Below are 14,816 nucleotides of genomic sequence, written 5' to 3'. Positions count from 1 at the left end.
CATGACAGACGTATTATCTCGCTATCAATCTGGCAAATTATGGGATTTTCATGGGGGTATTCATCCACCAGAAATGAAATCCCAATCAAATTCTACACCAATCTCCACCGCACCTTTGACGGAAAAATTCTATGTACCCGTCAAACAACATTCGGGTACAGCAGGCAGTTTGTTAGTCAAGGTAGGCGATACGGTGCTAAAAGGACAGCCCCTCACCCAAGGGGACGGCTTGCGTTGCTTGCCCGTTCACGCCCCAACATCAGGTATTGTAACAGATATTGCCCCTTATATTGCGGCACATCCATCAGGATTAAGTGAATTAGCCGTACACATTCAAGCGGATGGCAAGGATCAATGGCGTGAACAACGACCGATTGACGACTTTCTCACCCAAACCCCCGAACAATTAATTCAAAAAATCTATCAGGCGGGTGTAGCAGGCTTAGGAGGTGCAGTGTTCCCGACAGCGGCAAAAGTGAGTTCGGCTCGTTCTATCCCAAATAGTGCAGTGAAATTATTGATTATTAACGGCGCGGAATGCGAACCTTATATCACTTGTGATGATCGCTTAATGCGAGATTACGCTGACGAAATGATCGAAGGTGTACGAATTTTGCGTTATATTCTTCGCCCTGAAAAAGTGGTAATTGCGGTGGAAGACAACAAGCCAGAAGCTATTTCCGCCCTGAAATTTGCCTTGCATGGTGCAAATGATATTGATCTTCGCGTTGTTCCAACTAAATATCCATCTGGTGATTCGAATACCTTAGTCAAAATTCTGACTGGAATAGAAGTACCGAGTGGCAAGCGTTCTTCTAGCATTGGCGTGTATATGCAAAATGTTGGCACAGCGTTTGCAATTAAACGTGCAATAATCGACGATGAACCATTAATTGAACGAGTAGTGACACTTACTGGCGATAAAATTCCAAATAAAGGTAATCAATGGGTACGTTTTGGTACGCCGATTTCCTTTGTATTAGCACAAGCTGGCTATCAAGCAGATGAACGGTTACCCGTGTATTTAGGTGGTCCGATGATGGGGTTAGCGTTGCCCGATTTAAATGCCCCCGTCACCAAATTAGCCAACTGTTTGCTTGCACCTGATCATTTTGAATATACACCACCTCCGGCGGAACAATCTTGTATTCGTTGCTCCGCCTGCTCAGATGTTTGCCCTTATTATTTAATGCCGCAACAACTTTATTGGTTTGCACGTAGCGAAGATCACGAAAAATCACTACAATATCAATTAATGGACTGCATAGAATGTGGACTTTGTGCTTACGTTTGCCCAAGCCATATTCCGTTGATCCAATACTTCCGCCAAGAAAAAGCGGCAATTTGGGAAATGGAAGAAAAAGCCCAAAAAGCTGAAGAAGCCAAAATTCGCTTTGAAGCTCGCCAAGCGCGTTTAGAAAAAGAAGAACAAGCTCGCAAAGAACGCGCCCAAAAAGCAGCTGAAAACCGTCGTCAAGAAGTGGCGAATAGTAAAGGGGTGGATCCTGTTGCTGCGGCATTAGAACGGTTAAAAGCCAAGAAAGCAGAAAATACTACAACGACAGAAGTAAAAACCATTGTAGATGAAAAGAGAGGCGAAGTGTTGCCAGATAATACGGATATTATGGCATTGCGCAAAGCTCGCAAGGCTCAACGTTTAGCCCGTCAGCAAGAACAATCTGAACTCAACCAAACAGAAAGTGCGGTGGAAAATATCCAAAATTCATCAGAAAATACCGCCGTTAATAATGATAAAAAAGCAGCGGTTGCCGCTGCACTGGCTCGGGCAAAAGCTAAAAAAGCCGCTCAACAACATCCAACGGTTGAACCTGTAACAGAAAAATCTGTTAATACGGAAAGCTCAGAAACGGATCCGAAAAAAGCTGCTGTTGCCGCTGCTATTGCCAGAGCGAAAGCTAAAAAAGCTGCTCAACAACATCCAACGGTTGAACCTGTAACAGAAAAAACTGTTAGTATGGAAAACTCAGAAACGGATCCGAAAAAGGCTGCCGTTGCCGCTGCTATTGCCAGAGCGAAAGCTAAAAAAGCCGCTCAACAACATCCAACGGTTGAATCTGTAACAGAAAAAACTGTTAGCATGGAAAACTCAGAAACGGATCCGAAAAAAGCTGCTGTTGCCGCTGCTATTGCCAGAGCGAAAGCTAAAAAAGCCGCTCAACAACATTCAACGGTTGAACCTGTAACAGAAAAAACTGTTAACACGGAAAACTCAGAAACGGATCCGAAAAAGGCTGCCGTTGCCGCTGCCATTGCTAGAGCGAAAGCTAAAAAAGCCACTCAAATTCAACTGAAAGCAGAGAATAAGGAATAATATGTTTAGAATTGCCAGTTCACCCCATACTCATTCAGGGAAACTCACCGCTCGCATTATGCTGTGGGTAATTTTTGCTATGTTGCCTGCCTTGGCAGTACAGATTTATTTCTTTGGTTTTGGTGTATTGATTCAAATAGCGTTGGCAGTAGGCTTTGCCTTGCTGTTGGAATATATTGTCACCCTTTTACGCAAAAAACCAAAACTGTTTTATATTGCTGATTTTAGTGTAGTATTAACCGCTGCCATTTTAGCCATGGCCATTCCACCTTATGCTCCCTACTGGGTAATATTGGTGGGCATATTTTGCGCGGTGATTTTTGGTAAACATGTTTATGGTGGTTTAGGACAAAATGTATTTAACCCCGCGATGGTGGGTTATGTGGTATTGTTAATTTCATTCCCAGTACAAATGACAGCATGGCTTCCACCGATTTCGTTGTTAAACGAACCACCTACATTGGCGGACAGTATCCATTTAATTTTTTCAGGCATTACCACGGATGGCTTTAGCCTACATCAATTAGTAGCAAGTATTGACGGTATGACCTCTGCAACTCCCTTAGATGCGGTAAAAACAGGGACAAAAAGTACGCTCTTTTCTTTTGCAGAATTAAGTCATTCACCGATTTTTTCATCTATTTTACCTTTTAGTTCATCATTATATGGTATCGGTTGGACACAACTAAATCTCGCTTTTTTACTCGGTGGTTTATTTTTAGTATGGCGAAAAATTATCCACTGGCAAATTCCTGTGGCATTTTTAACCGCGCTTTTTGCCATGGCGTGTTTAAATTTTGCACTTTCTCCAGTCGCTACTCCCCCACTTTGGCAACTTGTCAGCGGTGCAACCATGTTCGGTGCATTTTTTATTGCCACCGATCCCGTTACCGCATCTATCACACCGACAGGCAAACTGATTTTTGGCGCCTTAGCGGGTGTGTTAGTAAGCCTAATTCGTTTTTATGGTAACTACCCCGACGGCGTAGCTTTTGCCATTTTGTTATCGAATATTTGTGTGCCATTAATTGATCATTACAGCCGTCCGAGAGTCGCCGGACACCAAGGAGGACGATAATGAATATGGGAAAAATTACCAGTAAATACGGCTTATTACTTGCTTTTATCGCCTTAGTTTGCACAGCGATTTCAGGGGCAATGTATTTGTTAACTAAAGATAAAATTAACGCTGTTATTGTGAGTCAACAGCGTGAATTATTATTACAAGTCATTCCGCAAAGCTATTTTGACAATGATTTAATGCACAATTGTGTTGAACCAAAAACCAAACAAGTTGACAAAATTTGTACTGCACTTTTAAAGGGCAAACATTCTGCCTATGCCATTGAAACCATCGCACCAGACGGTTATTCAGGTAATATTCGTTTATTGTTTGGCATGACCCCAGAGGGCGAAATTTTAGGTGTGCGAGTGCTAGAACATCACGAGACACCCGGCTTAGGTGATAAAATTGACACTCGTATTTCTGATTGGATTTTAAGCTTTAGCCATAAAAAAATCAGTGCGGATAATCTAAACGACTGGGCGGTAAAAAAAGATGGCGGTAAGTTTGATCAATTTGCTGGCGCGACCATTACACCAAGAGCAGTCGTCAATCAGATCAAGCGTTCAGCGTTAGAAATTCTTAATCAATAGTGATAAATATGATGACAGAACAAAAAACAGAAAACCTTTGGTACAATTTGTTAGTACAAGGATTATGGCGAAATAACCCCGGCACCGTACAATTACTTGGACTTTGTCCATTGTTAGCGGTATCTAACTCTGCTACTAACGCCTTAGGTTTAGGACTTGCCACCATGATAGTGTTAATCTGCACCAACACCATGGTATCGTTGTTCCGCAAGCAAATCCCTCACGAAATTCGCATTCCAATTTATGTCATGATTATTGCTACGACTGTTACCGTCGTGCAATTATTAATGAATGCCTATACTTATAGCCTCTATCAATCACTGGGTATTTTTATTCCGCTGATTGTGACTAATTGTATTGTGATCGGGCGAGCCGAAGCCTTTGCGAGTAAAAATAGTCTGCTACATTCCGCCTTTGATGGTTTCGCCATGGGATTAGGTATGACATTAAGTCTGTTTTTATTAGGGGCATTACGCGAAATTTTCGGCAATGGTACCTTATTTGACGGCATTCATTTACTACTGGGCGATTGGGCAAAAGTGTTACGCATTGAAGTGTTTCATCATCAAAACAATCTGTTACTTGCCATTTTGCCACCGGGTGCTTTTATCGGATTAGGGTTAATTTTGGCATTTAAAAATAAACTCGAACAGAAAAAATGAACCAACAAAAACGCATTGAAATTTTAACTCGCTTGCGGGATAACAATCCGCATCCGACCACAGAGCTAAATTTTAGCTCACCTTTTGAATTATTAATTGCCGTTATATTATCTGCTCAAGCAACCGACAAAGGAGTAAATAAAGCCACAGATAAGTTATTTCCGGTGGCGAATACGCCTGAAAAAATTTATGCTTTAGGGGTGGACGGCTTAAAAGAATATATTAAAACCATCGGACTTTATAACAGTAAAGCAGAAAATATCATTAAAACCTGCAAAGATCTGATTGATAAACACCATTCCCAAGTACCTGACAATCGAGAAGCGTTAGAAGCCTTAGCCGGAGTAGGACGAAAAACGGCTAATGTGGTACTCAATACAGCTTTCGGGCAGCCTACTATTGCGGTGGATACACATATCTTTCGAGTAGCTAATCGAACAGGTTTTGCCCCGGGAAAGGATGTCGTTAAAGTCGAAGAAAAATTGCTCAAAGTCGTGCCGGCGGAATTTAAAGTGGATGTACATCACTGGCTGATTTTACACGGTCGCTATACTTGTATTGCGAGAAAACCGAGATGTGGTTCTTGTTTAATTGAAGATTTATGTGAATTTAAGGAAAAGACTGATGTTTAATTTCAACGCCCAAACAACACTGCGCCTCCAACACTTTGCAATGTAGTTGCATAAATCAAGCTCACCGCAAAACCCATTAATATCAAGCCAAACGCCAGTTTTAACCAGTGAGAAAATTGACTTTTCAGTTTTGCAGAAAAATACCATTTTCCTACTTGCACTGCCGTGTTTCTGGCATATTGCACCATTAACGCAAAACCTGACAAAGTAAGCCCCGTGCCGATTGCCATTGCCATGGTTGCTAGCATGCCCCATACATAAAGATCGAGCATATAAGACAAAAATAAAATAAAAATGGCACCAGTGCAAGGCCGCATACCGATACTTAAAATGATCAACCATTGCGATTTTAAACTATTTGCTTGAGTAAGTTGATCTTCATTCGGCAAATGTTGATGTCCACAAGCACAGTTTTCACCATCAAAATGATCTGAAAAAAGATGAGGATTTTGCACCGCACTTTTTACTCTAATATCATCGGTAATGGGTTTAATTTGCTTAATTTTCGGTCGGCGTTGAGCTTGCCAAATTTTTTTGCTACTTTGCATTAACCATTGTATGCCGAGCAGAAAAATCAACCCATACGCCCCACGCTCTAACCAAAGTTGGCTGGCTTTAAAATAACTGGAAGATAAATTTAACACCACCACCACAATACTGGTTGCCACAATTGCGACGACGCCTTGCATTAAGGACGACAAAAAGGCTAGCCGCATACTGGCAAAAATTTTAGATTGATGAAGTGAAAGATAACTGGTGATAATAAATTTACCATGACCCGGCCCTAATGCATGAAATACACCATAGCCAAAACTGATTAAAATCAAGCTTGCGCCTGCATAAATCGGAGCTTGCTTAATTTGATGAAGATGATGAGATAATAACTGATTAAATTCTCGCTGCCACAGCACCACTTGCTTAAATAAATAAGGGAATAAAAAACCAATGCCTGCTGCCAACAGGCATAATAATAAAATAGTGCTGATTTTTTTAGTGCTTATTGACATTGTAAAATCACTTTTTGAGCAAATTCCTTACCCAGTGAAAAATCTGCTTCTCGTTGGGTTTTATCTAAAGATTTAGCATATTGTTTGGTTTTTTCATCAACAGTTTGATCTACCATATCACCATGACAATTGGCTGGAAGTTGGCTAAAATCTACCGCACTTTTATCATCATAATACATTGACACATAATAGGTTGGATCATAAATCATCAAGACAAATTCATTATCCACCAATGTTTGTGGTTGGGACAAAAAGAAATCAAAATGATACAAAATATGGTTACCCACCGCTTTAATATCATAATTTGCTGGCTGAGAGGTATATTTTACCCGATTACCTTGTTTATCATAGAGATAACTAAAATAATGCTCTGATACCGTGTTTTTAACCATATCATCCACAATAGCTTGTTTTGCCTTGGGATCGTTATGAGCAACTTTCAAATCGTAAAGCAATTCAGCTGAACTGGCTTCATCTAGCAACCATTGCACCGAAAAACCTTTTAAAGTGTTATTTTCCACTAATGGCGTGGTTTTCATACCAATAAAAGCATGAGGGTGAGCTTGCACATTTTGCATAAAGGCAAAAAGTGCGGTCAAAAATAAGAAAAATTTTTTCATAACATTATTGCCAATGAATATTAGGCTTTTTCTGTGTTTGAGCACATTCTTTCAAATAAAGATTAATCAACGTTTGATAAGGCATATCCATTTCTGCTGAAAGTTGTTTAAAATAATCGATCGCATCGTCATCAATACGAATAGTCACCACTTTTTTACTTTTTAGGCGTTTCGCATAAGGATTTTTAATTGCTTGGCTGAAATCGTATTCTGGTAACATCTAAAACCCCCTTTGATATTGTTCTTTCTCTTTTTTTGTCGCATGGCGAGCTGAAATAATACGTATATTTTCATCTCGTTCGCAATGTACAACAACTAATGTATTGTTATGTAAACTCAATCCCAATAGAAGAAAACGTTCTTCAAAAAAAGAATGTTCAGGATCTGGGATTAATAACGCATCATCATCATAAAATACCGTAATAGCTTCATTAAAGCTAACATTATGTTTTAATTCATTAATTTCCGCTTTATTACGATCCCACTCAACCCATTAATTTCTATCATTTTATCTTTCTCAAAAGATGTAAATAAATTATATTTACGGAAATATAATAAGACAAGCTATTTTCTAGCCAAATAACGTTCCACCGTATCCACTATTGCTTGTGTCTGCGGATCAATTTCAATATTAACCAAATCCCCTACATTTTTTTTAGCAATAATCGTACGTTCAATCGTTTCAGGAATTAAATTAACGCAAAATTGAGTTTCTTTCACATTACCAATGGTCAAACTGATACCGTCCACAGCAATAAAGCCTTTGGTCAGAATATATTTCATCACATCGTGATTAGGCAATTTAAACCAAATTTGTAAATTATTCTCACTCGGTTTTTGTTCAACAATTTTTGCCGTGCAATAGACGTGTCCCGACAATAAATGCCCGCCTACTTCTGAACCGAATTTCATCGCTCTTTCTATATTGACCTGATCCCCCACTTTAAGTTCACCTAAATTAGTGATCCGTAAAGTTTCCGTCATTAAATCAAAGCTCACGAGATTATTCTCAATTTTAGTAACAGTCAAACAAACACCATTATGTGCAACAGATGCACCTAATTGTAAATCTGCCAGTAATTCATCTGGCATTTTAATAGTATGTGTTCTAAAATTTGTCTTTTCAATGATAGAATGAATAGACGCAACACCTTGCACGATACCTGTAAACATATAAACTCGCTTAACCGCAAAGTGCGGTGAAAAAATTAAATTTTTCCTATTATAAAGGAAACTCGGTCTTTTTATGCAAAAAATTAACAGTTGGCAACAATATCACGAACAAGCAAAAAAATTAATTCAAATCGCTATTCCTATTCTTCTCGCTCAAATCGCCCAAAATTCAATGGGATTAGTGGACACCATTATGGCTGGACGAGTGAGTGCAGCGGATATGGCAGCCATTTCGGTTGGGGCATCTATTTGGTTTCCGTTAGTCCTTTTTGGACAAGGCTTATTGTTAGCCTTGCCCCCAACCATTTCCTACTTAAACGGTTCGGGACAACGTTCTGATATTGCTCATCAAGTACGACAAGGTTTGTGGATTATCTTGTTGGTTTGTATTCCATTAGGACTTCTTATTTACCATAGTGATGTGGTGATTCAAGCTATGAATATGGAAGAAAAACTAGCTAATATTACAATAGGTTATCTACACGCCATGTTATTCGGATTGCCTGCTTATTTATTATTAATTAATTTTCGTTGCTTAAATGACGGCGTAGCTAAAACGAAACCCGCTATGGTCATTACCTTTATCGGCTTATTATTGAATATTCCGCTGAACTATATCTTTATTTATGGCAAATTTGGGGTACCAGCCTTTGGTGCGGTAGGTTGTGGCATTGCCACGTCTATTGTTAATTGGGCAATGTGTATAATGATGATCGCTTATAGTCGTCAATCTTATCATTTACGTGATCTCAAAGTGTTTGAGCAACTAATTGAGAAACCTGATTTTTCTACCTTGAAGAAATTGCTTAAACTTGGTTTTCCGATTGCAGTCGCATTATGGGCGGAAGTGGCATTATTTGCGTTGACTTCATTATTTTTATCCCCGCTCGGCACGGATATGGTGGCAAGCCATCAAATTGCGTTAAATACTAGTTCTTTTGTATTTATGTTCCCTATGTCGTTAGGCATGGCAACCACTATTTTAGTTGGGCAACGCTTAGGCGAAAAATCCCTAGAGCAGGCTAAAAAAGTGTCTTATATTGCCATTGCTGTAGGTTTAAATATTACCGTTATTACTGCCTTTGTTACAATCTTCTGGCGTGAACAAATTGCTCAAATTTTCGTAAAGGATCTGCATGTTATCACTCTGGCTAGTTCATTGTTAATTGTCGCTTCGCTTTATCAATTCTCTGATACTCTGCAAGTACTGGCAGGTGGCGTATTACGTGGCTATAAAGACACCAAAGCCATTTTATATATCACTATTTTTTGCTATTGGATATTGGCAATGCCCATAGGTTACACGCTTGCCATGACCGATTGGATCATACCACATTTAGGTGCTATGGGTTTTTGGATTGGTTTTGTAGTCGCCTTAACGGCTGCGGCGGTTTTGTTGTTATATCGGATGTGGAAATTGCAGGCTCAAACAGACGAACAATTATTAGCTAAATTAGAGAAGATTAAATAAAAGAAAAATAGGCAGTTAAAGGGTGGAAACCTTCCCAGCTACTCTCGGCACACAGAAATTCTGACTTTGGCTGCTTTCTTCCGAACCTGACCGAGTAAATCAGACACCATTGCGAAAGACCGAAAAGGTTTCCATTGGATAAGCATCAAATGCTTAGGACGTGAATTATGCTATAAAGTTAGGGGGATTGCAAATGTTTATAAAAAATAAATCAATACACAAACACGAATAAATCTTATTAAACCTATTGCAATAGATTATCGTTTAATTTATACTCAGCACTCTTTTTAAACAGTCTAATTTTTAGACTATTTTTATATTTATTTTTGATTAAGGGTAATCTAATGAAATTCAAGTTTAGCTTAATTTACACCGCACTTTTCGCTGGTGTTTCTTTTGGTGCTTATGCTGAAACAAGTCAGCAAACAACCGAACAGCTTGATGCGATTGAAGTTTCTGACAGTCTTCATGAACCAGCAAGCTATCGTTCTTATTCTGTTGCTAGTGACGGTAAATTACAAGACAGCGTAAACTTAGGTTTATTAGGTCGTGCCACTAACTTCACCGCCCCTGTGACGGTAGTAAAATATGATGCCAAAGTGATTGATGATACACAAGCACGTACTTTAGTGGATGTAGTTGCCAAAAAAGATGCCTCAACTTGGCAATTTGGTGGTGAAACCAATACCTTAACAGGTTTATATTTCCGTGGTTATCAATTAGATGCCCGTCAATTTAGCGTAAACGGCTTGGCTGGGATGTACGGTACACAAGGTACATCTAGCGTGTATGCGGATTCTGTACAATTAATTAAAGGCGGAAATACCGCACTTTCAGGCATGGATCCTGAGGGGGCAACAGCAGGTGCAGTCAATATTGAAACCAAACGTGCTAGTGATCAAGGCAACCGTAAAGTGGGTGTAGGCTATTTTAGCGACAATCGTTTACAAGGTACCTTTGACTTAGGTCAACGTTTTGGCGAAAGCAAACAATTCGGTGTACGTGTGAATGGTAAAATGCGTGAGGGCGATACCCCTCGCACAGGCTACTGGGAAGACAATAAAGAATTTTCTTTAAATGCGGATTATAGTGGCGATAAACTTTATGTGTCTTTCGATAGTTTCTATGCGAAACGTAAAACCGAGGGCGGTCGTGCACGTATTCAAGATATTCAAAATGCTAAAGCCCGTTTATTTGATGCCTTAGACGGTGAAAATAATCTTCAGCCAAGTTGGCAAGCACAAGATACCCGTAGTCAAACTAATATGCTGACCTTTGACTACTACACCGACTATAACTTCCAAATTTCGGGCGGAGTCGGTTATAACGATGCTCGTTATTATGGTAACTTTGCTTCTGCTACCCCATCTACGGATGGTCAATCTTATAATGCGGGACGTTCTCGTATGACCGATCAACGTTTCCAAACCTTAAGCAGTAACTTAGCCACTCGTGGTGAATTCTCAACAGGTTCAGTAAGCCACAACTGGAGTACCTCATTCGATCACATTGATCGTCGTCGTCAAACCTATCGTGGTACCTCTCAAGCACCAAACCAAAACTTAACCATTTATCCTTATGGAAATGCAGCAGGACAAACTTTAGCCCAACAATTAGCTAACATTCCGCAAGGCAATGTATTTAGTAATGGTTTTGAAGCTAATCCAAACTTAGATGCAACGATCCGTGCAAACAGCCTTGCCCTATCAGATACACTTGGCTTTGCGGAAGATAAATTCCGTGTCACTTTAGGTGGTCGTTTCCAATGGGCATCTTATAAAGATAATATCAAACAAGCGAAAGGTGATGCACATCGCTTTAGTCCAATGTTTATGGTGTCTTACTTACCTAACCCTGACCTCGTGTTCTACGGCAACTATATGGAAGATTTAGAACCTGCAGACATTAAAACCGATGACAGTGGTAATACAACAATGTCAAAACCACGTGTTAGCCGTCAATTAGAATTAGGCGTGCGTAAAAACTGGGGTGATATCGTAACTTCATTTAACGTATTCCAAGTTCGCCGTGAAGGTTACTGGCGTGGTACAACAACAAGCGGTACTGACTTCGCTAGATCTGGTGCATCTGCGGGTGATTCTCAAGGTATTGAACGCAACCGTGGTATTGAGTTTAATATCTACGCTAATTTGTCAGATAAAACTGTGCGTCCAAGTTTAGGTATTATGTACTTACAATCTAAAGTGAAAGATTATCCAAACTACGCAGATAATTTAGTCAATGGTTATCAAGTGGCAAACCCACGTTGGGTGGGTAAAGCAGGGATTGAATGGGATACACCATTTATCCAAGGTTTAACTTTAAGCACCAACGTACAACACTTTGGCAAATCTTACCAAGATACGCAAAAAACTTATGCTTTCCCATCATACACCTTAGTAGATGCTGGAGCGAAGTACCATACCAAATTGGGTAACGGTCACGCTATCACAGTGAGAGCTCACGTCGAAAACTTATTCAACAAAGCCTACTGGCAAGTACAACGTGGTCAATACGACCGTAGCTTCGCCGTGTTAGGTATGCCAAGAACGTATTGGACAACGGTTGAATATTCATTCTAATTTACATTTTGACTTATTCACAAGGGGCGGATAAACTGCCCCTTTTGTTGCATGGCAAATAACATTGTCTTGTTTTTAAATAAATGTCAAATTGACAGTAATACAAAGTATTATATAATACATAGTATGTCACCAAGAGAGTATAAATGTACACTATCGTTGAAACCGAAATATTTAAATCCAAAGTAGATCGCATTTGGACTCGTGATGAGCGACTGGAATTTTTGAGTTTTTTATCAAATAATCCGCTTATAGGTGACGTGATACCCAAATCGGCAGGATTAAGAAAAGTGCGTTGGCAGGCTAATGTACACGGAAAACGTGGTGGCGCAAGAGTGATTTATTTTAATCTGCTTGATGATGGTCTGATTGTTGCTCTTGATATTTATACGAAAAATGAAAAAGAAAATTTATCTCAACAAGAAATGAAACACTTGAGAGGAATAAAAAATGAACAATAATATTAGCCAAACATTACAACAAAAAAGCCAAAATTGGAATATCGAAACGATGGTGAATGCTGTCATTGCTGATGATCCTGAGATGGAACAGTTGCGTGAAAGCTTGACACAGGCTTTATCCGAAGTGAAACGAGGGAAATATGCTCGTCAGACGGAAATTGCCATCTCCCCCATTGTGGAAACTCGCACCAAAGTAGGACTTTCCCAACATAAATTTGCTGAAAAATTGGGGATTTCTGTGAATACATTACGCTCATGGGAACAAGGGCTACGCCGTCCGAGTGGTGCGGCTGCAACGTTGTTATCTTTATTGAATAAGCACCCAGAACTCGTATTAGATTTACACTAATCAATTTCTAAAAATATTTTATGAACTGGCAAACAGAATTAAATAACAGTTTTAGTTGGCTTCTCACCACTCTATTTTGGTTAAATTTAGGATTATTTTGCACCGCACTTTTATTGCGGAAAACCGCCTTTGGAAAAAAATTCTGGTTGATCACAAAGCCTTGCATACAAAATGGTAACCAGTTCAAAATGATGAGTTTGATACTGTTGCTCCTCATTTTTATTCTATTAGAAGTTCGTATTAGCGTACTCAACTCTTTCTTTTACAACGGATTATATAGCTCATTACAAGACAAAAAAGCCGATGCTTTTTGGTTTTTTGCCTTGTTAAACGCCATGCTGGTAGGTTTTAAAATTATCCATTCCATTTTGAATTATCTCGTCCGTCAAGTATTTGAAATTCGTTGGCTGGAAAAAATGAACGAAGAAATGCTCCATCGCTGGTTACAATATAAAAACTACTATCGAATTAAATATGAAAAAGATTTACCCGATAATATCGACCAACGTATTGAACAAGATGCTCGCGAATTTATTACAGGAACAGTAGAACTGTTAGACGGCATGATCGGATCAATCGTAGCGATTATTGAGTTTACCGTCATTTTGTGGGGACTATCTGGCTTACTTCCCTTATTTGGCATTGAAATTCCCAAAGGAACCGTATTTTTTATTTATACTTTTATTATCCTCGCCACGGCAATGTCAGTGTGGATTGGTTATCCGTTAATCAAATTAAATTATGCCAAAGAAAAATACGCTGGGGATTATCGTTATTCCTTAATTCGGGTACGCGATAATGCAGAAAGTATCGCATTCTATGACGGCGAAACACAGGAATATTCCCATTTAAAAGCCAAATTTAATCAAATTATTCAAAACCGTTGGACGATAGTTCGCCGTATGTTGGGTTTAGATGGCTTTAATACGGGTGTTACTCAATTTGCCATGATTTTACCTTTAATGCTACAAGCCCCTCGCTTTTTTGCAGGGCTTGCCACCTTAGGCGATATGCACCAAACCGTGCAAGCCTTTAACCGTTTAATGCGTGCATTGTCATTTTTCCGTTTGTTTTATGAACAATTCACCCTGTATCAAGCACGCTTAAACCGTTTGTATGATTTTATGTTTACCTTAGATCAGCTTGATAAACAACAGATTATTCAACCAATAGAATGTGGTTTAGGCATTAAATTAAAAGATTTCGGTTTAAAAGATCAGCACGGCGAAGTCTTGTTACAACAAGTCAATTTAGAGCTTAATGCTGGTGATGCACTGTTAATTCAAGGACCATCTGGAGCGGGCAAAACCACTTTATTGAAAGCCATTGCAGGGATCTATCCCTTTGAAACTTTTGGTTATTGCGAACGTCCTTGTAATGCCAATGTACTGTTTTTACCGCAACGCCCTTATATGCCACAAGGTACATTGCGTCAGGCGATTTGTTATCCTAATATAGATCCTCACCATGCTGATTTAGAGCTATATATGGAAAAATGCCGTCTAAGCAATTATATTCACGCATTGGATCAAGAAAACGACTGGCAAGCTACCCTTTCCCCAGGGGAATTACAACGGGTGGCATTTATTCGTATTTTCCTGACCAAGCCGAACATTGTGTTTTTAGATGAAACCACCTCCGCCCTTGATGAACCGACCGAATATATTCTGTACCGCAAAATTCGTGAAAAACTACCGAATATGATTGTGTTAAGTATTGGACATCGTGGTACACTACATCAGTTTCATAATAAGGTGTTTGATTTGGGGTTATGTCGTATTTAGCTTTTACTTTTTCTTTGCTTGTGCAAAGAAAAAGTAAGTTGCCATCGGCGAAACCCGATATGACTACGAGCAAAGAAAAACTACAAC

At 39.4% G+C, this 14,816-nt stretch carries 15 protein-coding genes and 1 other RNA gene; 10 read left to right on the top strand and 6 right to left on the bottom strand.

Features of this window, described 5'->3' with window-relative positions; all coding sequences use genetic code 11:
• Position 1: 1 nt before the first annotated feature.
• From rsxC to nth, 5 genes are read left to right on the top strand one after another with little or no spacing between them, the layout of a single operon-like run.
• The gene (gene rsxC / locus O1Q79_RS02840) at positions 2-2,332 is read left to right on the top strand and encodes an electron transport complex subunit RsxC (protein ID WP_386692858.1); all 2,331 of its coding nucleotides are present in this window, start codon (positions 2-4) and stop codon (positions 2,330-2,332) included.
• 1 nt (position 2,333) lies between these two features.
• Positions 2,334-3,410: an electron transport complex subunit RsxD gene (gene rsxD, locus O1Q79_RS02835; protein ID WP_386692857.1), complete on the top strand. Its 1,077-nt coding sequence runs from the start codon at positions 2,334-2,336 to the stop codon at positions 3,408-3,410.
• The gene (rsxG, locus tag O1Q79_RS02830) at positions 3,410-3,988 is read left to right on the top strand and encodes an electron transport complex subunit RsxG (RefSeq protein ID WP_132300644.1); all 579 of its coding nucleotides are present in this window, start codon (positions 3,410-3,412) and stop codon (positions 3,986-3,988) included. The genes rsxD and rsxG overlap by 1 nt, the downstream gene beginning before the upstream one ends.
• Positions 3,989-3,999: 11 nt before the next feature.
• On the top strand, positions 4,000-4,650 hold the full coding sequence (locus O1Q79_RS02825) for an electron transport complex subunit E (protein WP_386693336.1): 651 nt from the start codon (positions 4,000-4,002) through the stop codon (positions 4,648-4,650).
• Complete coding sequence (nth, locus tag O1Q79_RS02820) at positions 4,647-5,282, top strand: endonuclease III (RefSeq protein ID WP_386692856.1); 636 nt, start codon at positions 4,647-4,649, stop codon at positions 5,280-5,282. The genes O1Q79_RS02825 and nth overlap by 4 nt, the downstream gene beginning before the upstream one ends.
• Positions 5,283-5,284: 2 nt before the next feature.
• Here nth and zevB read toward each other — a convergent pair whose 3' ends face one another.
• The 5 genes from zevB to O1Q79_RS02795 form a co-directional block, all read right to left on the bottom strand.
• Entirely contained in the window at positions 5,285-6,289 is a 1,005-nt protein-coding gene (gene zevB, locus O1Q79_RS02815) for a zinc transporter permease subunit ZevB (protein WP_386692855.1), read from the bottom strand.
• Positions 6,280-6,909, bottom strand: a complete 630-nt coding sequence (zevA, locus tag O1Q79_RS02810; protein ID WP_386692854.1) for a zinc transporter binding subunit ZevA — start codon at positions 6,907-6,909, stop codon at positions 6,280-6,282. Before zevA ends, zevB begins: the two co-directional genes overlap by 10 nt.
• Positions 6,910-6,913: 4 nt before the next feature.
• Positions 6,914-7,129: a BrnA antitoxin family protein gene (locus O1Q79_RS02805; protein WP_386692853.1), complete on the bottom strand. Its 216-nt coding sequence runs from the start codon at positions 7,127-7,129 to the stop codon at positions 6,914-6,916.
• A complete protein-coding gene (locus tag O1Q79_RS02800; RefSeq protein WP_228777465.1) occupies positions 7,130-7,333 on the bottom strand; it encodes a BrnT family toxin in 204 nt (67 codons plus the stop codon).
• Between the two features lie 140 nt (positions 7,334-7,473).
• Complete coding sequence (locus tag O1Q79_RS02795; protein WP_386692852.1) at positions 7,474-8,082, bottom strand: riboflavin synthase subunit alpha; 609 nt, start codon at positions 8,080-8,082, stop codon at positions 7,474-7,476.
• 73 nt (positions 8,083-8,155) lie between these two features.
• Between O1Q79_RS02795 and O1Q79_RS02790 the strand changes: the two genes are divergently transcribed.
• On the top strand, positions 8,156-9,553 hold the full coding sequence (locus tag O1Q79_RS02790; protein ID WP_386692851.1) for an MATE family efflux transporter: 1,398 nt from the start codon (positions 8,156-8,158) through the stop codon (positions 9,551-9,553).
• A gap of 28 nt (positions 9,554-9,581) precedes the next feature.
• Here the strand turns inward: O1Q79_RS02790 and ffs are convergent.
• Positions 9,582-9,679: signal recognition particle sRNA small type (gene ffs / locus O1Q79_RS02785), an RNA gene on the bottom strand.
• Positions 9,680-9,897: 218 nt separating this feature from the next.
• On the opposite strand from ffs, the gene O1Q79_RS02780 reads away from it, so the two are divergent.
• The 4 genes from O1Q79_RS02780 (at position 9,898) to O1Q79_RS02765 (ending at position 14,729) form a co-directional block, all read left to right on the top strand.
• Positions 9,898-12,135 carry a TonB-dependent receptor gene (locus O1Q79_RS02780; RefSeq protein ID WP_386692849.1) on the top strand — a complete coding sequence of 746 codons (2,238 nt, stop codon included), beginning with the start codon at positions 9,898-9,900 and terminating at the stop codon, positions 12,133-12,135.
• A gap of 146 nt (positions 12,136-12,281) precedes the next feature.
• Positions 12,282-12,596, top strand: a complete 315-nt coding sequence (locus O1Q79_RS02775) for a DNA-binding protein (protein WP_386692848.1) — start codon at positions 12,282-12,284, stop codon at positions 12,594-12,596.
• On the top strand, positions 12,586-12,945 hold the full coding sequence (locus O1Q79_RS02770) for a helix-turn-helix domain-containing protein (RefSeq protein WP_386692847.1): 360 nt from the start codon (positions 12,586-12,588) through the stop codon (positions 12,943-12,945). The genes O1Q79_RS02775 and O1Q79_RS02770 overlap by 11 nt, the downstream gene beginning before the upstream one ends.
• A 20-nt stretch (positions 12,946-12,965) precedes the next feature.
• Entirely contained in the window at positions 12,966-14,729 is a 1,764-nt protein-coding gene (locus tag O1Q79_RS02765) for an ABC transporter ATP-binding protein/permease (protein ID WP_386692846.1), read from the top strand.
• The last annotated feature ends 87 nt before the right edge of the window (positions 14,730-14,816 follow it).

It is taken from the genome of Lonepinella sp. MS14434 (assembly GCF_042468235.1).
Classification (GTDB): domain Bacteria; phylum Pseudomonadota; class Gammaproteobacteria; order Enterobacterales; family Pasteurellaceae; genus Lonepinella.
This window is presented reverse-complemented; position numbering and strand designations above follow the sequence as displayed.